Genomic DNA, 21445 nt, shown 5'->3' with positions numbered 1-21445 from the left:
CATCATGTCGGAACATACCCTGCAAGCACTGCTGGCGCGCATGCGCGACAAGCCGGTCACCCTCGGCTGGGGCGCCATCGCCGCCTTCAGTCGCGACCGTATCAATCACCTGCTGCGCCATCAATACGTCAGCGGGCTCAGCGATTTCCGCCTGATGCCGCCGTTCAGTGGCACGGTGTCGCTGACCGAAGAGCAAAGCATGCTAGCCACCTTCCGCAACCTGACCTTCGGCGCGCCGCGGATTTCCTTCGAACCGGCAGCGCTGCCCATGGCCCGGGTCAGGTTGTCGGTCGAGGTGATCGGCGGCAGCTTCAGCCTGGTGCAGAACCTGATGGACAGCATGCCGCGGCTGCTGACCTGCTTCGATTTCACCGAGGCCGACGGCTTCACCCTGGCCATGGACCTTGACCTCTCGACGCTGGTCGGCGATGTCGACCGCCGCGGTCGCTTCGTCCTCGACCTGGAAAAGGGTGAAAGACCGCTGTGCAACGTGCTGGTCGAAGAACGGGCACAGAAAGCCATGGGCGCGCTGCTGCTCGACTTCATCAAGCAGCAGCCGCGCAGCCGGCGCATCTTCGAGATGGGCTTGATGGACCTCAATGGCTACAACCCCTTGAGCCCCAGGGAAATCCATGTGTACTCCCAGCCGGCGCCCGGTTCCACCGACGGTGACGGTGCGCTGCTGCTGTTCACCCGGCTCAAGGGCATCGACAGCAACGGTGGCGAACCGGCGCACAACGACGATTTCCCCTACCTGATCCCCAGTGACATGAGCAAGGGCGGCGAGCCCCTGTACAACGCGACGCTGGTGCTGAACGCGGAACTGCGCGACTGGGTCGGCGAGCGTCCTTTGGAGGTGCTCGAGCGCCTGGGCTTCCCGGCGCGCAACCAGTTCAGCGAAACCCCGGACGGGCGTCACGAGCCGCACGACCTGCTGGTGCTGGGCAAAATCCAGCCGGCGCAGCAGAGCGCGGTGATCGAGCCGTTGCTGGGGGCGGTGAAGCCGGGCCAGGAACGCCAGTTCCAGGTGCGCGCCGCCGATGGCAGCCTGGTAACGAATGTGCAGTGGAGCACGCGCAGCCTGGGCAGCCCGATCTCCGCGGGCAGCATCAGCAGCAGCGGGCTGTATACCGCGCCAGCGGAAAAACGCATGGGCCAGGACAGCGTGCCTGCCGTGGTCACGGCCAAGTACATGATCGATGGCACGCCCTATGAAAGCTCGGCCATGGTCCTCGGCCGCTTCGAACTGATGAGCGTGCAGCCCCGGGCGCAGTCCCTGCTCAGCGGGCGGGAGCCGGTGGACATCCATGTCTCGAGCCAGAGTGGCGGCGAACTGGAGTGGACGCTGCTCGCGCCGGGCATCGGCAGCCTGCAGGTGCAGGGCCCGGGGCACGCGGTCTACACGCCGCCGGACAAGGTCGATACGCTGATCAACGTGCAGAAGATCCAGTGCCGCGACAAGCTGAGCGGCGAGACCATCGAGTCGACCATGATCGTGCTGGGCGGCAGCCCGGGTGCGCTGGTCGAACCGGTGTTCGTGCCGTCCGTCGCCCGTGGCCAGACGGCGTCGTTCAGCACCGATATCGAGGCACAGTACCAACGCTGGAGCGTGATCGGCGAAGGCAGCGTGGACGCCCACGGTGTATTCACCCCGCCAGACCAGGCCACCTCGGTGATCAGCCTGGTGCTCTGCCAGCTGGTCTATGAGGACAGGGTCCTGGCCACCGGCTACGCGGTGGTGCAGTTGTCGGCCCGCAAGGAACTGCCGCACTGGTCGAAGCTTGAGACCTTCAAGATCAGGGCGCCCAACAACCTGACCCGCGCCTATGCCAATGGCTACCAGCAGATTCCCCTGGTGGTGGAGGTGGAGACCACGACCGTCGATTTCGATGGTGACAAGTACGAGGTCCCCCTGGACGATGCCGAGGTCGCGTCGATCCGCCTGGTAGACATGTACACCGGCGACGACATTGGATTTCTCGCTGACGAGCAGGAAGGCATCGAGTACGGCAGTGGTCAAGTGAGCTTCACCCACAAGTACGCCAACCGCTTCGCCCTGTTCCCCGTCACGGCGGCCGGCCCATTGCAGCGCCAGCCCGTGCCGGTACCGCGCAACGGCAGGACGAGGTATCGCGAGTTGTACCTGCATACGACGGTGCGGGACCCGCAGAAGGTCTTCGTGCGTTTTACCGACAAATTCGGCGGAGTCTGGGAGTCCACGGATAAAGGCGACGAGGACACCAGCATCGAGCTGACCGGCGTTGAGCCACCCTTCGTGGACCCGGTGGTCGGTCCGGGCCATGACTTCGACATCGTGCGCGATCGGGTCTGGCAGGGCCCTCCCGGCGGTGAGGATCCCGACAGCGACGACGATTTCGACTACTACATGGACTCGCTGGACTACTGGTACATCAACTACCAGAGCCTGGGCCGGCCGATACTTTTCGCCACCCTGCAGATCGAGGAAAACTGTTCGACCATGCAGTGGGAAAGCGAGCAGATGGCCGAGACCTTCTTCAGCTACACCGGCTACGCCTTTTATCCGTACCCATTCCCCGGCTACAACGCGCCGCCGTCCCGGCTGTCATTCGACACCTACTTCCAGAGGCTGGGCCGCGATGCGTTGGGCACGCCGATCCGCGAGGAGTTCGAAGCTGACTTCACGCCATCCCCGGGCCAGTTGCTGGTGAGCAACCACCGCGTGGCGGACATGCGGTACTGGTACGACGACATGGCCGGAGGCGATCCGAACAAGCGCTTCCGCGAGAAGCTAGACAAACCGGTGATCTTCGTCCTGCTGGATGTGTATGGCAATCGCCATCGGCTGGCGGTGGGCTACGAGTCACCGACCAAGGAGGACAGCCGCAACACGCTGGTCCTCAAGATCCAGTAACCGCTCTGCAATCCAGGCGGCGCCGGCCAGCGACCGGGGCCCGCGCCACCTGATCTCTCTCCGTTGGGGACCAAAGACCATGACCACTTCTTCCGCCGTGCATTCCAACGCCTTCAATTTCATGAGTTTCATGAACAACAGCGTCGACCCGCGGACCGGGCAGTACACGCTGTCCATCGACCTGCCCGAGCTCAAGGCCAATGCCCTGATCGGCCCGAACGTGCCGATCAAGCTCGACTTCAATCCGCTCAACCTGCTCGACAGCGGCTATGGCCTGGGCTGGAACCTGCGCCTGAGCGAGTTCAACCCGGTCAACAACATCTTGTCGCTGCATACCGGGGAAAGCTACAAGGTCACCGGTGATGGCAAGGAGCCGTCGATCAAGGAGAAGAAGCTCGATACCTTCCGCTTCTTCGACGAGGGCAACGGCGTCTGGCGCATCGTGCACAAAAGCGGCCTGGTGGAAGTGCTCAAGGAGCTGGGCAGCGGCTCGCGGCGCATCGCCCTGCCCAGCGAGATCCTGGCGCCGAGCGGACATGCGGTCAAACTGAGCTACGCGGTGTTCGAGACGACCCATCGCCTGGCCAGCATCGCGGACGCCAGCGGCGAGTTGCTGCGCCTTGTGCGTGACAGCTCGGAGGTCAGGCTGCTGTTGCCGCCTTTCGATGACAAGCCGCTGTCGCGCTTCGTGATGAAGCTGAGTGGTGGCCGGGTCACCGAGATCGTGCTGCCGGTGCCGGAACTGGCGTGCTGGCGCCTGACCTACGAGACGGTTCGCGGTATCAGTTGTGTCAAGACGGTCGGCACGCCGCTGGGCGGCAGCGAAACCCTCGAATACCTCGATGGTGGCCATGCCTATCCGGGCAGCACCGGACGGCCCAACCTGCCGCGGGTGACCCGCCACACCATAGTGCCCGGGCCGGACCTGACGGCGCAGGAAACCACCTACGCCTATACCACCGAGAACTTCATCGGCAACGGCTCCTCGATCAACTGGCAGGACGATGGTCTCGACCAGTTGTACAAGGTCGACTACACCTACGACTACGGCTCGGTCGCCAGCCACGTGCTCGATGGCAAGGTGGTGCGCACGGTGAAGTACACCTTCAACCGGTTCCACCTGATGACCGAGGAAGAAACCTGCCAGGGGCGCTGCGTGAAAACCGTTAGCACCACCTACCACGCCCTGGACACCGACTTCGACAACCAGCCGGCGAACTTCCAGTTGCCACGCTCGGTGCAAACCCGCTGGTCGATCGACGGCGAGCCGAACCGCCACCGCACCGAGACCCAGATCAGCGAATTCGACCTCGATGGCAACCCGACCCTCGAGGTCCGGCCCGATGGCGTAAGCACCAGCAGCACCTGGTACAAGGCGGCAGGGGAGGACGGTTGCCCCGAGGATCCGGATGGCTTCGTCCGTCATCTCAAGGAGCAGGTGGTCACTCCGGCGCCGGATGGCGCCTGCGATGCGCCGGTGCTGCGCACCCAATACCGCTACGTTCGCCTCGAACCCCTGGCCTCGGTGCAGAAGAACGCCTGGCTGGCGCTGGAGAGCGAAACCCTGAGCGAGGGCGCGACCGTGCTCAAGGAAACCCGCCACGAACACTTCGACAAGCCGGACGATGCCAGCCTGCACGGACGCATCGCCAGCGACAGTGAAACCTACAATGGCCAGCCGACCTTCACCGACTATCACTACCAGGTGCTGGCCACGGAGGGTGTGCTGCAGACCACCGAGACCCTCACCGGCTTCGATAAGACCAGCAAGACCCTGGTGCTCCAGCATGCCTTGCTGATCGGCGAGCCGGTGCAGACCCACGACGATGACGATGTGGTGATCCGCTACAGCTATGACACCCTGCGCCGGGTCACGTCCGAAACCGTGGCCCCGGATAGCGACTACGAAGCCACCCGCCACTATGCCTACACCCTGGCCCGGCTGGACGGCCAGCGGGCGATCCAGGTGATGACCGATGTCAAGAACGTGCAGACCCGGACCACGGTCGATGGCCTCAACCGCCCGATACTGGAGGAGCGTCAGGACGTCGATGGCGCCGACGGTGCCGACATTGCCTGGCGCACCACCTATACCGCGCGTTTCGACGGCCTGGGGCAGAAGGTCGAGGAGTGCGAATTCGATTGGCTGCTGGAGGAGCAGTTGCCGCTGGTGCACCACTTTACCTATGACGATTGGGGGCAGCAGCGCAGCGACACAGGGCCGGACAAGGTGGTGGTGTTCGAGGAGCACGACCCCATCGGCAGTACCGAGTGGATCGGGCCGATCAGCCGGGCCTGGCGGGAAAGCATCGACGGCGAGCAGGTCAGCGGGCAGACCGTGACCCGCGTCAACCTGTTCGGCAAGCCGGCCCGGGTCGAGCGCTTCGATACCGAGGCCGAGCCGGTGCGGATCAGCCTGCACGAATATTTCTACGACGGCCTGGGCCGGACCCGACGCGAGGTGGACGGTCGGGACCAGACCACCCTCTACCATTACGACGCCTTCGACCGTCTGGTCGAGAACGTCCTGCCTGGCCTGGCGGTGGTTCGCCGGCGCTTCGTCACCCACAGTGATGAAGACCTGCCGACCCACATCAGTGTCGATGAGGTCGAGCTCGGCCAGCAGGACTTCGACGGCCTGTCGCGGATGACCCGCTCGGTGACCGGCGGCCGCGAACGCCTGTTCACCTACCAGCCGGGGCGCATGCAACCGGCCACGGTGACCACCCCGGCCGGCGCGGTGATCGCCTACGAGTACCTGCCGCAACTGGGCGATGAGCCAATGCGTCGCGAACTGTCGCCGGAGGTGGCGGCCGACTATGTGTACGACAAGAAGAACGCCCGCCTGCTCAGTTGCACGGAGCAGGGCCAGTCGCTGGTGCGCGAATACTTCAGCACTGGCGAGCTGAAAAGCGAGACGCGCAGCGAGGATGGCCAGGAGTACGCCATGCACTACGCGTACAGCCTGCGCGGGCGCTTGCTGAGCTATACCGATGTATTCGGGCAGACCCAGACCTACGAGTACGATACGGCCGGCCGCCTGACGTGTACCGTGCTGGGGTCCACCACCTCGACCTTCCACTATGACGGCCTGGGACGACTGGAGTGGATCAAGACCAACGATAATGGCGAGCAGCTGCATGTGCAGATCGGCTACGACGACTTCTCCCGGGAGACCTCGCGCTGCTTCGACTTCGGCGACCTGACCCAGCAGCTGACCCAGGAGTGGAACGCGGTGGATCGCCTGACCAAGCGCATCCACCACGAGGGGGAGACGCTGGTGCGCGAGGAGCGCTACGGATACGACGAGCGCAATCGCCTGACCGACTACCAGTGCGATGGCTCGCCGCCCCTGGACGCCTACGGCCAGGCGGTGCAGGCGCAGTTGTTCCGCTTCGACGGGATGGACAACATCACCCGGGTAATGACGGTGTTCCCCGGCGGTCAGAACCGTGCCGACTACCACTATGACAACCCCGCCGATCCGACCCAACTGACCCATGTGATCAACAGCGATGAACCGTATCCGCCGCGTATCGATCTGGAGTACGACGAGGACGGCAACCTGGTGCGCGACGAACAGGCCCGGCAGTTGAACTACGACGCCCTCGGGCGCCTGCTCGGGGTTGGCGATGGCAATGGCGCGTTGTCCGGTAGCTACCGCTACGATCCACTCGACCGCCTGGCCAGCCTGTCCGGCGCCCAGGGCGCCGAGCAGCGCTTCTACCGCGAGGAGGAGCTGGCCAACCTGCTCCAGGGCGAGCAGGGCAGTACCTTCATGCGCGGCGCAGGCAACCTGCTGGCGGAGCACCAGGCAGGCGACATCAGCCTGCTGCTGGGCTGCGACCAGAAGAACAGCGTGCTCAGCGAGCACGTGGCCGGCGAGGGCATCACCGACATGGCCTATACCGCCCACGGCCATCGCAGCACCCGGGTGCAGGCCCGCCTGGCCTTCAATGGCGAACTGGACGAGGAGGCGGGTGGGCAACTGCTGGGAAAGGCTACCGGTTCTACCGACCTGTCCTGATGAAGTTCTGCAGCCGTGACGAATGGAGCCCGTTTGGCCGCGGAGGCCCGAATGCCTATGCCTATTGCAAGGGCGATCCGGTGAATGCGAGTGATCCGACGGGGCACAACGTCTGGTACCTGGGCGGTTCTCTGCTCGCGGGCGTCTTCACGGCCTATGCCAGTATCAAGGCCGCCACCGCGAAGGGGCGTGCCCAGGCCGACTGGATCATCGTGGCTGTATTTTCCGGCGTGATGGCCTTGGGATTGGGGTACTCGGCCTACAGGGCGAAGGGGAACAGCAAACATACGCCGGCTCCCGTCGACGCTCCGGACACGCCGGTGGGCGGTGGCCAGGCCAAGAGCGGCAGTCTCAAGCAGAGTATCAGCAGCAACACTTCGGCCAAGCAGAAGGCCAAGGAACTGCAGTCGATGAAGGAGGCGAGCGAGTTGTATCAGAGCCGGGAGAGGCATGAAGCACTTCTCGAGAATGCCTATAAGCAGTCGCCGAAGTCGTCGGGGCTGGAAAGCTACACGCAAGGGCTGACCGATAAGTACGGTAGACCGCTGCCGGGGCGACCACGTGTCGATGAGATTCGTGATCCCGTTGGGCATCGGAAGTCCTGATATCAACATTCAAGCCCGTGAGCCTGCCTGGCTTGACCTCCACACCCTCACTTCGTAGCCGCCCTTCGGGGCGGCCTTTTTCTGCCCTGCGCGCCGGGCGCACCTGTTAATTCTGTCAGTTACGCCAATCCATCCGGGGGTATTAAATGGCCCCACGGCTGTTCGTTCCGGAGCGGCATCCGCCGTGTCAGCGAATGGCTGGACACATGGAGAGGGGTGACCACAATGTCACAGTCAGAACAGCAACGAATCGCGGAGCAGGCGCGCAGGGACTACCGCAAGGCACAAATCGACCGGCGTAACGAAACGGCGGACCTGCCGCCGGTGACGCTGGCCGCCGGGGTGATCGCCGACGCCAACGACAACACCCTGTTCAGCAGTGCCCGGCAGGTGCCACTGGCCGTTACCATGCAGGCCTGGACCCTGCCTGACCCTGCCGATCCGGATGACCGTGAGCGAGTGTTCATCCAGTGGGCACCCGCTGGCACCACCCACTACGAAACGGTCGACGAGATCGAACTGGCGCCGCCGTTCCTCGCGCACTTTCCGCTGACCCTGCACGTGCCGCCCGAGGTCATGCAGACGCATGGCGCCTGGGATATCACCTATCGGATCATCCACTACAACACCACCTCGGAGACGTCGCCGGCGCTCACTGTGCTGGTCGACGCCTACGAGCCCTGGCGCCCGCACGAGCCGCCGAAGCTGATCATGCCCGAGGGCTTCATCAGCGAGCAGACCCTGATCGACAACCCCGATGGCATCACCGCCACCCTTCCGGAGTACGGCGACCGCCAGCCAGGTGATGAACTGATCTACTGGTGGGCGGCTTACCCCATTCCCGACGACCCGATGGATGTAGCGATCGGCGGGCGTTTCGATGTGACGGGCGAGCCGATGACGTTCAAGGTCAGGACGGATCTGATCCGCGAGGTGGGTGACGGTGGCTGCTACATAACCTATATGCTGATCGACAAGGCGCTGAACCGCAGCCGCCTGGCCGTCTACCAGCCGGTGGCCGTTGCCCTGGGCACCCTGCCGGCCGACCTCGAGCCGCCGACGGTACCCTTGGCCGAGGGCGACAACCTGATCGACATGGCCGATGCCGGGATCGGTGTGGTGGTGAACATTCCCGGCTACGTCGGCTGGAAGCCGAAAGACCGCATCGAGGTGAAGTGGGGCAACAGCCTGGTGACTGCGGAGGAGCTGGGCTCGGTCCCGGAGTTCCCAGTGCCGGTGCGGGTACCGTCGGCCATCCTCAAGGCCGAGTACGGCACCGCCGTGGGCGAGCTGGAAACCAGTGTCAGCTACAGGATCCTGCGCGGCACCGTGCCGTTCGATGCGCCGGAGATCAAGATCAACGTCGACTTCTCCCATATCGGTCCGGCGCGGCCCGACCCGGACCTGACCTGGCCCGACCCGGTCAACCCGGCCCTGGGCCAGCTCGATACCTATGGCAAGGTCTCCGAGCAGTTCAACGAACTGACGCCCGAGGACAACGGCCAGCCGGCCAAGCAGAACATCATCCTCTACGCACCGGCGGCGAAGGACGAGATCATCGAGTTCTACTGGGGCGATCGCCTCGCCTACACCTACGTGCTGCAAGGCTTCGAAGAGCCAGGCCACGAGATCGGCGTGGAGATTCCCTGGGAGATCATCCAGGACGTCGGCAATGGTCCCGCGGTGCCGGTGCATTACCGCATCAGCGCGCCAGGCGGAAACAACAAGCAGCATTCGGCCACCTACCACGTGAAGGTCGACGCCTTCGTCCTGACTCCGGAAGCACCGGAGTACCTGGGGCTCAGCGGCGACAGGGGCTGGCTGCTCTGCGAGTCGCTGTTCGAGGACTTCGCCAACCCCCATCCGGACGAGCCGGCGGTGCGGGTCAGGATTCCCGACCTGAGCAAATGGCTCAAGGACGGTGATAGCGTGACCGTGACCTGGACACCCTGGGACAGCCGTTTCGCCGACACCGGCGAGATCATCGAGGAAGCAATCTTCACCGAGGACTACATCATCGGTACCGAGCATCCGGCCACCGGCTTCGTCATTCGCGTGCACCCCTACGACAAGCACATCCTGCCGACCTATAACCCGGACGGGGGCAAGATCGACGGGCGGGCCTACACCAAGTACTCCTTCCAGTTGAATGGTGTACCGGTGACATCCCTGGAAGTCGTGGCGACCGTTTCCATGCACGTGCCCTCGGGCTACTGCCCTATGCCTGAGCGCAAACGCGTGCCCTAGCAGGCCGGGTTATCTCGCGCCCGGGGCATTCGGCGGGCGCGGGGCTTGTCGTAATCTCTGCTATATTTTGTGGAATTTTCCTACATAAAATTTGGGTTGTCGTCTGTAGTCTCGCCGGCCTTTGCGAAGTGAACCCGGTTGCCCGCCAGCTTGGTTTGACCGCGTCGTTTCATAGCCTGCGAGAGCTTCCCATGATGCCCAAGACTCCTTCGTTCAAACTGCGTCCCCTGGTTCGCATTCTGAAATTCGCCGCCCTCGCGCCGCTGGTGCTCGGCAGCGAGTATGCAATGGCCAGGACGATCATCGGCGACGAAACCATCGATGCAACGACGCCCTCCGACAATTACCTGGTAACCGGCGGCTCCCATCTCACCGCCAATGGCGCGCAGACCCAGCACATCCTGACCCAGGATGGCGGCAGGCTGACCCTCAACGGCAGCACCGTGACCGCCACCGGCATCAATGTCGGCGTGTTCCTCGGCAGCGGTTCGGCGGATATCTCGGGAAGCACCATCACCAGCGAAACCGAAGGCTTGTCCCTGGGACGCCAGGGCAGCAACGGCTCCACCGCCAATGTGCGTGACAGCACCATCACCGGTGCCCGCAGCGGCGTGCAGATTTCCGCCAACAGCGACCTGTTCCTGGAAAACACCCAGGTGACTGGCACCAATGCCACCAGCCAGGGCATCCAGATGTTCGGCGGCTCGGTCACGGCCCGCAACAGCTCGATCATCGGCGGCACCCACGGTATCCGTATCCGTCTGGACAGCGCTCTTCCCGACAGCGGCACGGTGAACCTGGATGGCACCCATGTCGAGGGTAGCACCGGTGCGGCGATCCAGGTCGGAACGGGAGCAGGCCAGGGCGTCAGCGCCGATATCGTGGTGGCCAACGGTTCGACCCTGACAGGCGGCGACGGCAATGTATTGAAGGTCGCCAGCGGCTCGACCGGCAACATGACCGTAGACAACAGCCACCTGGTGGGCAATGTGGTGGCCGAGGACGGCGCCACGGCCAACCTGACCCTGCAGAACCATGCCACCCTGACCGGCGCCCTGGAAAACGTCGCCAGCCTGACCCTCGCCAGCCAGGGCCAGTGGAACATGGTCGAGGACGACGAAGTGGGTGACCTGGTCATGGACGGGGGCGCGGTGCGGTTCGGCGAGGCCGACGCCTTCCACCGCCTGACCGTGGAGAACCTCTCCGGCAACGGCACCTTCATCATGGATACCGACTTCTCCACCGGGCAGACCGATTTTCTCGAAGTGACCGGCGAATCCCACGGCGATCACAAATTGCTGGTCGGCAGCAGCGGTGCCGACCCGTTGACCGACGGGCAGATCCATGTAGTGCAAACGGCCGGTGGCGATGCCAGCTTCTCCCTGCTCAACGGCGAGGTGGACCTTGGCACATTTTCCTACGACCTGATCCGCGACGGTGACAACTGGTACCTGGACGCTTCGACGAGAAAAATCAGCCCTGGGACCCAGGTGGTGCTCGGCCTGTTCAATGCCGCGCCCACCGTGTGGTACGGCGAACTGTCGAGCCTGCGCAGCCGCATGGGTGAACTGCGCCTGAATGGCGGCAAGGGCGGTGCCTGGATGCGCAGCTACGGCAACAAGTACAACGTTTCCGCCTCGTCGGGCACCGCGTACAAGCAGACCCAGCAGGGCGTTTCCCTCGGTGCCGATGCGCCACTGCCGATCGGTGACGGGCACTGGCTGGCGGGCGTGCTGGCCGGCTACAGCGACTCGGACCTGAACCTGGCCCGTGGTTCCAGCGGTCAGGTCGACAGCTACTACCTGGGCGCGTACACCACCTGGCTGGACCCGCAAAGCGGCTACTACTTCGACGCCGTGCTCAAGTTCAACCGCCTGCAGAACGACGCCACGGTCAATCTCAGCGACGGAACCCGGACCAAGGGCGACTACGACAACCATGCGCTGGGTACCTCGCTGGAATTCGGCCGGCATATTGCCCTGGGCGATGGCTGGTTCGCCGAGCCCTACACCCAGTGGTCCGGCGTGACCATCCAGGGCAAGCGCTATAACCTCGACAACGGCATGCGCGCCGATGGCGATACCGCCCATTCGTTGCTGGGCAAGGTCGGCAGCACCTTCGGGCGTAATATCGAACTGGGCGAGGGCCGGGTGATCCAGCCCTATGTACGGGTCGCCTATGCCCATGAGTTCGCCAGCGACAACGCTGTGCGGGTCAACGACAACCGCTTCAACAATGACCTCTCGGGAACGCGTGGCGAGCTGGGGGCCGGGGTCTCGGTGTCGCTGGCGCGGAGCCTGCAGATGCATGTCGACCTGGACTACAGCAACGGCGAGCAGATCGAGCAGCCATGGGGGGCCAACGTCGGCCTGCGCTATAGCTGGTAATGCTGCGGGAGCGAGCCGCCAGGCTCGCTCCTTGAATACCCTGGCCTGCCGCGGATACCTGATACTTCTGTCAGTTATGCCCCATCCCCTTCTTGCCGTTAAATGGAGTGCGACACCCGAGCCTTCGGGTACCGATCCGCTTTCTTGAGGAGAGCTGCCGATGTCGACCCCGTTGCAAGAAGCCCTGGTACTGCTCCCGCCACCCATCGTCGACGCCCTGCTCGACGATATCGACGGTGGCCAGCCCAACCTGCTGCATATCGACGACTTGCAGGTGCCGCTGGCGGTCGAGATCCCGGAATGGCTGCACAGCGACCCCTCGCCGGACCATCCCGAGAGCCTGGAGCTGTTCTGGAATGAAAAGACCGTAGCCACGCGATTCTGGACCACGCCGATCCTTCCGGAAGATCTGCACCTGACGGTGGCGACGGAGTTTCTCACCGAAGGGCAGCAACGCATGGAGTACAAGGTGGTGCTCTACAATGGCTCGCCCCAGGGATCGCAGCCGCTCATCATCACCATCGATACCTCACCGCCGATCCTGGGCGGTGAGCAGGGCGCCCTGGTCTTTCCGACCGAGGTCATCGACGGCGGCCTGACCTGGCAGTACCTGGAGGCCTGCAACGACCGGGTGGTGGCGCAGGTTCCGGAGTACCGCGAGGTACGTCCCGGCGATACGCTGACCTGGTACTGGGACGATGAGCCCTTCGCCTATCATCAGGCGGGCTCGCGCACGCTTACTTCCGAAGATACCGGCAAGCCGCTGGAGCTGGTCTTCGACGGCAACCTGATTCGCGAGCGGGGCGATGGCCGGCGTTATGTGCATTACGACGTCACGGACCGCGCCGGCAATCCCAGTGTTTCCTCCCGGCAGGTGCCCTTGACGGTCAGTGCCACGCCGATACCGCGGGAACTGCTGTGGCTGGATGTAGTGGAGGCCGATGGCGTCGGCGAGGAACTGGTGCTCGATCCCGAGAAAGGGCGCAGCGGCATACAGGCCGTGCTCGACGCGCAAGTGCTCATTCATCCTGACGAGGAGGTCTGGGTGCTTTGGGATGACCCCGGCAGTGTGGCGGACTTCGAGGGCCTGCTGGACAAGGACGGTGATCCGCGGCTCTGCCGTATTCCAAGGGAAAGCGTGATTGCATCGATCGGCAAGACGGTGACCTTGTATTACGAGGTAAGAGGGCCTGGCGAGGTGCTGCCATCGACGCCGCGCCGTGTCCGCGTCAGCAAGGTCTCGTCCGGATTTCCTACCGTGCAGTGCGAGGGCCAGACCAGCAATGGGCTCAGCCTGGCGGGGGTGCCGGCCTCGGGGGCGCGCCTGACCCTTGCGTTCTGGAAGCTGATGACCACCGATCAGATGGTCAGGATTCTGGTCAGTGGCGTTAACCCCGCAGGCGAAACCCTGGTGCACCGGGCCCTGTACGACCATCGGGTCACCGAGGCGGAGCTGGTCAGCGGCATCGGTGCCGAAGGTGATGTGGTCATCACCAAGGCGTTCCTCGAATCGCTGAAGATCGGGGAAGTGCTCAGCGTGAAAGTCTACGTCAGCTTCGACCTTGGTGAGACCTGGCCGTACGAGGCCGCGCCGAACTTTCCGAGCCTCAGGCTGACGCTCATCCCTTGATGCCGCGCCCGTGGCCGACTGCTTGCGGCCGGCCTGGGCGACGGATTCAACGCAACTTGATCAAGCCCTGGTCGAGGGCCTTGAGCATCGCCGCGCTGCGCGAGGTCACGCCGAACTTGCGGCGGATGTTGCAGAAATGGAAATTCACCGCCGACTCGCTGCATTGCAGGATGTGGGCGATCTCCCAGGACGTCTTGCCTTCGGCGCTCCATTGCAGGACCACGGTTTCGCGCAGGGTCAGCCTGATGGGGTCTTCCGACAGGGTGGGCGCGCGCTGGACCGGAGCAAGGGACGGGGCGCTGCCAAGGGATTGGGATGCGTACATGAAGTGAGCTCCTGACGTTGGAAGTGCAGTGTGATTCCTTCGAAAATCGATTCGACCGGGACGGTACGGACACACTTATATCGCCGATTCTTCATGTTGAAACCTGACAAAAATATCAGTTGTGAAGATTTTGTGCGGTGGGCACGCCCCCGCTTTCGATGCGCCGACCTGATATTTTTGTCAGTTGTTGCACTCACCCCGAATTGCTAGCGTGGAGGTGTACGAGCAGCATGCCCTGGGAGGAAACCCCATGATCGGAAGTAATGGAATGCGAGCCTGTTCAGCGGACCTGCGCCAGGTACTGGATGAATGCAACTTCAACCATCAACTGGACTTCGCCGAGTTCCAGGTGTTGCACGATGCCGCCGATGCCCGCTTCGACGCGCTGGTGCGGCGCTACGGCAATCGCCGCGAGTCCGAGCAGTTGCAGCAGTTCCAGCTGGCCTGCGAGCAGATGGCGAAGATGCTCCAGGTGTCGTGCCTGGCCATGCAGCGGGCCCAGCTCTGCGAACAGGAGCGCCATCAGGTGCGTGAGGCCTACGAGTACCAGGTGGCCTATATCCAGGCCTGCCTGCACCGCTCGTTCGAAGGGTTCTGAGCCCTGTGGGGGCTTGCCGGCGATGAGGCCCTGAACAGCGACACAGGGTTCCTGACCGGAGTGCCGTCCCTGATGGCTGTTCCGGTCATTGCTCCATCTCCATCCGTTGCGGACAATCACTGTCAGTTTTTTCCGCAGCAGGCCGTCCGAAAATGTCGCAACAGATCTTCTTCGCCCATGCCAACGGCTTCCCCTCGGCCACCTACGGCAAGCTGTTCGCCGGGCTTGCGCCGGATTACCAGGTCCAGCATCTGCCACAGCACGGCCACGACCCGCGCTTTCCGGCCGGGGACAACTGGCTGCTGCTGGTGGACGAGCTGATCCATCACCTGGAACGGCAAGGCGAACCGGTCTGGGGCGTCGGCCATTCCCTTGGCGGCGTGCTGCACCTGCATGCCGCACTGCGCTGCCCCGAGCTGTACCGCGGGGTGGTGATGCTCGACTCGCCGGTGCTGACCCTCGCCGACCAGTGGCTGATCCGCCTGGCCAAGCGCTGGGGCTTCATCGACCGGATCACCCCGGCCGGGCGCACCGAGGGCCGCCGCGAAGCCTTCGACGACCTTGACCAGGCCCGCGCCTACTTCTCCGCCAAGTCGCTGTTCCGTGCGTTCGACCCGGACTGCCTGGAAGCCTACCTGCAACATGGCCTGAAGACCGAAGGCGAGGGTTTGCGCCTGGCTTTCGACCCGGCCATCGAGATGCGCATCTACCGCAGCATCCCGCATACCCGGCCGGCATCGCCCGGCAAGCTCAAGGTGCCGCTGGCCATGGTGCGCGGCAGCCACAGCCGCATCGTCCGCGCCCACCACGCCCAGGCGGTACGGCGCATGCCGCTGGGCGAAAACCACAGCGTCGCCGGCGGGCACATGTTCCCGCTGGAGCGTCCGGACGATACCGCGCGCCTGATCCGCTCGGTGTTCCAGCGCTGGCAGGAGCGCTCGGCATGAGCCATCCCGTCGAGGAAATCCGCCTGGACCTGGGGCATATCGAACTGGCTGCGCATTTGTACGGGCCCGAGGATGGCCGGCCGGTGATCGCCCTGCATGGCTGGCTGGACAACGCCAACAGCTTTGCCCGCCTGGCGCCCAGGCTGCACGGGCTGCGCATCGTCGCCCTGGATTTCGCCGGGCACGGTTACTCCGGGCACCGGCCGGCCGGTGCCGGCTATGCCCTGTGGGACTACGCCCATGATGTGCTGCGGGTTGCCGGGCAACTGGGCTGGGAGCGTTTTTCCCTGCTCGGGCATTCGCTGGGGGCGATCGTTTCGGTGATCCTCGCCGGCAGCCTGCCCGAGCGGATCCAGCGCCTGGCCTTGATCGACGGGGTGATTCCGCCGGGTGCGGCGGCGCAGGATGCCGCCGAGCGCATGGGCATGGCCCTGGAGGCGCAGTTGCGCCATGAAGGCAAGCGCAAATCGGTGTATGCCGAGCTGGACCGGGCGGTGGAAGCACGGATGAAGGGCATGGTCGCGGTCACCCGCGAGGCCGCCGAGCTCCTTGCCCAGCGCGGCCTGGTGCCGGTGCCGGGCGGTTTCAGCTGGCGCAGCGACAGCCGCCTGACCCTGCCGTCGCCGCTGCGCATGAGCGAAGAGCAGGCGCTGAGTTTCGTCCGGCGCATTGCCTGCCCGACCACCCTGGTGGTGGCCGACGACGGCATGCTGGCGCGCAACACGAGCCTGCTCGAGCAGCTACCCTTCACTCTGGAACATTTGCCCGGTGGCCATCACCTGCACCTGAACGACGAGGCCGGCGCAACGCTTGTTGCAGACTGTTTCAATCGCTTCTTTGCCATTCCTTGACTTGTAACGGGCAACTGTCGAGGCTTGGCGGGTTTTGATCAGGGAGACAATCATGACCCAGCACGACAGCAGCCCCCTTTCCGTACGCCACGCCGGCCATGCCGGCGGGGTTCGCCGATGAGTGCCGTCCGGTTCGTTCTTACCGCGCTGTTGCTGGTCGCCGGCGCTGCCCAGGCCGCTGGCGAACTGCCGATTCCGCAGGATGCCAAGGTGTTCGACGAACAGCCGGCGCGGGAGCAGGAGCGCGTCTATCCGCTGGGTCCGCTGCGCAAGATCAGCGGGCAGTTGCGCATGGAAGGCAAGGTCGAAAGCCGTGGCCAGGTCAGCTCCACCACCTGGCAATTGCCGCCCGAGCGCAGTGCCGGCGAAGCCTTCACCGCCGCCCGCGAAGCCTTGCAGGCCGACGGCGGCTATCCGCTGTTCTGGTGCGAGCGGCGCGACTGCGGCGAAAGCAGCCTGTGGGCCAACGAGATATTCCGCAATGCACGCTTGTATGGCTCGGACGAGGACCAGGCGTTCATCCTGCTGCGCCGTTCCGGCGACGACCACGACACCCTGGTCGCCCTGTACGCCATCACCCGTGGCAACAAGCGGGCCTTCCTGCATGTGGAGAAATTCGAGGCCAATGCGCCGCTGGGCGACCTGCTGCCGACCCCGGCCACGGTGCTTCGGGAATTGCGCAGCACGGGCAAGCTGGACTACCCGGACCTCGATGGCGAACCGCCGAAGGCCTGGGTGGAACTGCTGGCACGCAGCCTGAACCTGGACAGCAGCCTGCGGGTCAGCCTGACCGGGGCGAAGGCGGTGGCGTGGAATGACCAGCTGAGTGCGGCGGGTGTGCGGGCGGCCAGGCTGGAGACCGGCGACAAACCGGCTGCCGGCCTGCATGTGGAACTGATCCGCTAAAGCGACACTGGTCCCTTGTGGGAGCGGGTTTACCCGCGATTGCGTCAGCGGCCCCAATACCGCAATCGCGGGTGAACCCGCTCCCACAGGGTTTTGCGTCAAGCCAAGGATTCATCATGCTCAACAACGACCGCCTATTGGTGCAGATCCTCTTGCTGACCCTGCTCGGCGCCGCCCTGTGGGTCATGGCCCCGTTCATTTCCGCGCTGCTCTGGGGCGCGATCCTGGCCTTTGCCAGCTGGCCGCTGATGCGCCTGGTGACGCGCTGGTGCGGTGGGCGCGAAACCCTTGCGGCCAGCCTGCTGACCTGCCTGTGGCTACTGCTGGTGGCCTTGCCCCTGGTCTGGCTTGGCTTCAACCTGGCCGACCATGTGCGTGACGCCACGGCATTCATCCGCGACGTGCAGGTCGACGGCCTGCCGGACGCCCCGGCCTGGCTGGGCAGCGTGCCTTTCTTCGGTGAACGCCTGGTGCGCTACTGGAACACACTCGATCAGCAGGGCGCGGCCTTGCTGACCACGGTCAAGCCGCATCTCGGGCAGGTCGGCAACTGGATCCTGGCCCGCAGCGCGCAACTGGGCAGTGGTGTCGTCGAACTGATCCTCAGCCTGGTCTTCGTGTTCTTCTTCTATCGCGACGGGCCGCGTCTGTCGGCTTTCGTCCTGCGCCTGCTGGAGCGCCTGGTGGACGATCGCGGCGCCTACTACCTGGGCCTGGTGGCCGGCACCGTGCAGCGGGTGGTCAACGGGGTGATCGGCACCGCCGCCGCCCAGGGCCTGCTGGCCTTGATCGGCTTCCTGATCGCCGGGGTGCCGGGGGCGCTGGTGCTCGGCCTGGTGACCTTCATGCTTAGCCTGATCCCCATGGGCCCGCCGCTGGCCTGGGTACCCGCCACCGCCTGGCTGGCCTGGAAGGGTGACTACGGCATGGCCATCTTCCTGGGGATCTGGGGCACCTTCATCATCAGCGGCGTGGACAACGTGCTCAAGCCCTACCTGATCAGCCGCGGTGGCGACCTGCCGCTGGTGATCGTGCTGCTCGGCGTCTTCGGCGGCTTGCTGGCGTTCGGCTTCATCGGCCTGTTCATCGGCCCGACCCTGCTGGCGGTGGGCTACAGCCTGCTGGTGGACTGGTCCAATCGCAGCGGCCCGGCGAATCGCGCTTAACCTAAATCCAGCTTGGCCTCGATGCGGTCCAGATGCACGTGCATCAGACGCAACGCGGCCTCGCTGTCACCGTCCTCCAGCGCATCCACCAGTGCCGCATGCTCCTGCCAGGCGCAGTGCTCGCAGCCATGCTGTTCGTACTTGGCGATGATCAATGAGGTCATCGGTACCAGGCCGTTGAGAAAACGCGTCAGTGGCGCATTGTTGGCGATCTCCGCAAGCTTCAGGTGGAACTCGCCGCCAAGGCGGATCGCCGTGCAGCGCTGGCCCTGTTCGTGGCTCAGGCGCTCGCGGGCGATCAGCTCGCGCAGCTGGCGCAATTGCCCCGGCCGCGAGCGCTGTGCGGCCAGTTCGATCAGGGTGGTTTCCGCCAGGCGCCGGGCACTCAAGACCTGCCGCGCCTGTTCAGGGTCCGGCGCCGCCAGGCGCGCGGTATGGGCCGGACGCTGGACGATCACCTGCTGGTCCGACAGCCGGCCCAGCACCCGGCGAATCACCGTGCGACTCACCCCGAATGCTTCGCCGAGGGCGAGTTCGGTCAATGGTGTGCCTGGGCCCAGGCGCTGTTCGAGGATGGCGTCGAACAGCTGCGGATAGATCTCGTCCGCGGACATCCGGCGTCCGCCGCCGGCCATGAGGAAGGGCAGGGAGGTATTCATCTTCGCTCTCCTGTAGTCAATGACCCGGCTGCTCGTCCGGGATCTTCAGTTCGATACCCATGCGCCGCCCCTCGGCGAGGATGTGCCGGCGCATCTGGGCGCTGGCCTGGGCGCTGTCCTTGTTGCGGATGGCGCGTACCACCGCTTCGTTCTCCGCCAGGCGCGCGGCCAGATGCTCGGGGGACTTGCGCAGCACCTGGGCGCTCTGCTTGAGGGCGTTGCTGGTCTGCTGCACCACGCTCTGGAAGATCGGGTTGGAGGTCAGGGCGAACAGCGCCTCATGGAAGGCGATGTAGGCACCGACCCCGGCTTCGGCGTCGTCGGCTTCAAGGGCTTCGCGCATGTCCATCAGGGTCAGGCGCAATTGCCCGGTCTCGCTGCTGCTGATGGACTGCGCCACCAGCCCGACGATAAATGGCTCGAGGGTGTAGCGCAGTTGCAGTACATCCTCGAGGCTGGCCTCGGCCACCGACGCGGCCGGGACCAGCGTCGGCTCGGCGGTATCGGGATCGAGCACCAGGACGCCCTTGCCTGGCATGGATCGCACCAGGCCAAGGGTTTCCAGTACCGTCACCGCTTCGCGCAGGCTGGGCCGGCTGATGCCCAGTTGCTCGGCCAGTTCGCGCTGCCCCGGCAGCATCTCGCCGGAGCGCCACTGGCCTCGGGCCAGGGCCTGGCGCAGTTTTTCCACTACTGCGTTGACTACGGTCGATGAGGTGATCACAGGTTGCTCCAGGAACTATCGGTCATGCTTCAGAATTCTTGCTGGTGTGCCGTCTTGCGCGGCTGGAAGCTGTAGCCCTGCTTGCCGTCGAGGACGTTGTGGGCGCGATCCAGGTCGATGTCCTTCTCCCAGCGGGCGATCGCCACGGTGGCCACGCAGTTGCCGATCAGGTTGGTCAGCGCGCGGCCGATGCCCATGAACCAGTCCACCGCCAGCACCAGTACCAGGCCTACTACCGGTATTGCCGGGATCGCGGTGAGGGTCGCGGCAAGAATCACCAGCGCTGAGCCTGGAATGCCATGGGCACCCTTGGAGGTCACCAGCGACACCAGGAGGATGGTCAGCAGGTCGGTCATCGCCAGCGGCGTGCCGGTGGCATTGGCAATGAAGACAATGGCCAGGGTCAGGTAGATGGAGAAACCGTCGAGGTTGAAGGAGTAGCCGGTTGGAATCACCAGGCCGACGGTGGAACTGCCGATGCCCAGGTGCTCGAGCTTGCGCATGATCTGCGGCAGCACGGCGTCGGACGAAGCGGTGCCGAGGACGATGGTGAGTTCTTCGCGCAGGTACTTGAGGAAGGGCAGCAGCTTGAGGCCGGACACGCGCATCACCACGCCAAGGATCAGCAGGACGAAGCCGGCGCAGGTCAGGTAGAACAGCGCTACCAGGCCGCCCAGGTGTTGCAGCGAGTCCAGGCCGTACTTGCTGGTGGTGAAGGCGATGGCACCGAATACGCCGATCGGTGCCAGGCGCACGATCATGCCCATGATGCGGAAGATCACATGGCTCAGCTCGTTGATCAGCCGCGAGATGCCCGAAGCCGATTCGCCCACCAGGTTCAGGGCGCTGCCGAACAGCACCGAGAACAGCAGGACCTGGAGGATGTTGTTATCGGCGAAGGCGCCGATCACCGAGGTCGGGATCAGGTCCATGAGGAACGCGGTGGTGCTATGGATATGCTGGCCGCGCTCGGCGAGGGCACCGGCATCGGTGGCCGAGAGCTGGTCCAGGTGGATGTTGGCGCCGCTGCCGATACCGGTGCTGAAGGCCAGCACCAGGCCCAGGACCAGGGCGATGGTGGTGAGGATTTCGAAATAGACCACCGATTTCAGGCCGATGCGCCCGACCTTCTTCAGGTCGCCGGCACCGGAAATGCCGCTGACCACCACGCAGAACACGATCAGGCCGATCAGCATCTTGATCAGCTTGATGAAGCCGTCACCGAGGGGCTTGAGTTGCAGGGAGAGGTCGGGGAAGCTCAGGCCGCAGGCGATGCCGAGCATCAGGCCGAGCACTACTTGGAGAAAGATCGAACGCGAGCACCATTTAAGCATGGGAGGGATCTCTGGTCGGTGTCCGGCTGCCAGGGGAAGATGGCGCGTCGGACTTAATTATTGTGGTCTTACCGGTATGTCCAGTGCGCGGCCACTATACCCACCGATTTTTCGCTGGCGCAAGGGGGCAGGCGATAATTGGTTTT

At 64.5% G+C, this 21445-nt stretch carries 15 protein-coding genes; 11 read left to right on the top strand and 4 right to left on the bottom strand.

What is annotated here, in order from left to right; translation table 11 throughout:
• Window positions 1-4 precede the first annotated feature (4 nt).
• The 6 genes from ACKLLE_RS04490 (at window position 5) to ACKLLE_RS04465 (ending at window position 13789) form a co-directional block, all read left to right on the top strand.
• Window positions 5-2893, top strand: coding sequence for a hypothetical protein (locus ACKLLE_RS04490; protein ID WP_420057003.1), 2889 nt, complete (start codon window positions 5-7; stop codon window positions 2891-2893).
• Window positions 2894-2972: 79 nt separating this feature from the next.
• On the top strand, window positions 2973-6920 hold the full coding sequence (locus ACKLLE_RS04485; protein ID WP_420057002.1) for an RHS repeat domain-containing protein: 3948 nt from the start codon (window positions 2973-2975) through the stop codon (window positions 6918-6920).
• On the top strand, window positions 6920-7525 hold the full coding sequence (locus tag ACKLLE_RS04480) for an RHS repeat-associated core domain-containing protein (RefSeq protein ID WP_420057001.1): 606 nt from the start codon (window positions 6920-6922) through the stop codon (window positions 7523-7525). Before ACKLLE_RS04485 ends, ACKLLE_RS04480 begins: the two co-directional genes overlap by 1 nt.
• A 225-nt stretch (window positions 7526-7750) precedes the next feature.
• Window positions 7751-9772 (top strand): hypothetical protein, encoded by a 2022-nt coding sequence (locus ACKLLE_RS04475; RefSeq protein ID WP_420057000.1) that lies wholly within the window; start codon window positions 7751-7753, stop codon window positions 9770-9772.
• A gap of 194 nt (window positions 9773-9966) precedes the next feature.
• Entirely contained in the window at window positions 9967-12159 is a 2193-nt protein-coding gene (locus ACKLLE_RS04470) for an autotransporter outer membrane beta-barrel domain-containing protein (protein ID WP_420056999.1), read from the top strand.
• Between the two features lie 160 nt (window positions 12160-12319).
• Complete coding sequence (locus ACKLLE_RS04465; RefSeq protein ID WP_420056998.1) at window positions 12320-13789, top strand: hypothetical protein; 1470 nt, start codon at window positions 12320-12322, stop codon at window positions 13787-13789.
• Window positions 13790-13835: 46 nt separating this feature from the next.
• On the opposite strand, the gene ACKLLE_RS04460 is transcribed toward ACKLLE_RS04465, so the two are convergent.
• Window positions 13836-14114: a LuxR C-terminal-related transcriptional regulator gene (locus ACKLLE_RS04460; protein ID WP_420056997.1), complete on the bottom strand. Its 279-nt coding sequence runs from the start codon at window positions 14112-14114 to the stop codon at window positions 13836-13838.
• A gap of 268 nt (window positions 14115-14382) precedes the next feature.
• On the opposite strand from ACKLLE_RS04460, the gene ACKLLE_RS04455 reads away from it, so the two are divergent.
• From ACKLLE_RS04455 to ACKLLE_RS04435, 5 genes are all read left to right on the top strand, one after another.
• Window positions 14383-14712, top strand: a complete 330-nt coding sequence (locus ACKLLE_RS04455; protein ID WP_081263095.1) for a hypothetical protein — start codon at window positions 14383-14385, stop codon at window positions 14710-14712.
• Between the two features lie 152 nt (window positions 14713-14864).
• Window positions 14865-15659, top strand: a complete 795-nt coding sequence (locus ACKLLE_RS04450) for an alpha/beta fold hydrolase (protein WP_064301794.1) — start codon at window positions 14865-14867, stop codon at window positions 15657-15659.
• Window positions 15656-16510 (top strand): alpha/beta fold hydrolase, encoded by an 855-nt coding sequence (locus tag ACKLLE_RS04445; protein ID WP_420056996.1) that lies wholly within the window; start codon window positions 15656-15658, stop codon window positions 16508-16510. The genes ACKLLE_RS04450 and ACKLLE_RS04445 overlap by 4 nt, the downstream gene beginning before the upstream one ends.
• A 117-nt stretch (window positions 16511-16627) precedes the next feature.
• The gene (locus ACKLLE_RS04440; protein WP_064301792.1) at window positions 16628-17416 is read left to right on the top strand and encodes a DUF4892 domain-containing protein; all 789 of its coding nucleotides are present in this window, start codon (window positions 16628-16630) and stop codon (window positions 17414-17416) included.
• Between the two features lie 116 nt (window positions 17417-17532).
• Window positions 17533-18582 (top strand): AI-2E family transporter, encoded by a 1050-nt coding sequence (locus ACKLLE_RS04435; protein ID WP_064301791.1) that lies wholly within the window; start codon window positions 17533-17535, stop codon window positions 18580-18582.
• On the opposite strand, the gene ACKLLE_RS04430 is transcribed toward ACKLLE_RS04435, so the two are convergent.
• From ACKLLE_RS04430 to ACKLLE_RS04420, 3 genes are read right to left on the bottom strand one after another with little or no spacing between them, the layout of a single operon-like run.
• Window positions 18579-19241, bottom strand: coding sequence for a GntR family transcriptional regulator (locus ACKLLE_RS04430; RefSeq protein ID WP_420056995.1), 663 nt, complete (start codon window positions 19239-19241; stop codon window positions 18579-18581). The two genes, ACKLLE_RS04435 and ACKLLE_RS04430, sit on opposite strands and share 4 nt — an antisense overlap.
• Window positions 19242-19257: 16 nt before the next feature.
• Complete coding sequence (locus ACKLLE_RS04425; RefSeq protein ID WP_064301789.1) at window positions 19258-19965, bottom strand: FadR/GntR family transcriptional regulator; 708 nt, start codon at window positions 19963-19965, stop codon at window positions 19258-19260.
• A gap of 29 nt (window positions 19966-19994) precedes the next feature.
• Window positions 19995-21299: a C4-dicarboxylate transporter DctA gene (locus ACKLLE_RS04420; protein WP_420056994.1), complete on the bottom strand. Its 1305-nt coding sequence runs from the start codon at window positions 21297-21299 to the stop codon at window positions 19995-19997.
• Window positions 21300-21445: the final 146 nt, after the last annotated feature.

The sequence above is a fragment of the Pseudomonas bharatica genome (assembly GCF_048586865.1).
Lineage (GTDB): Bacteria > Pseudomonadota > Gammaproteobacteria > Pseudomonadales > Pseudomonadaceae > Aquipseudomonas > Aquipseudomonas bharatica.
Note: the sequence above shows the minus strand (reverse complement) of the source record. Positions and strands in the feature narration are given on the sequence as shown.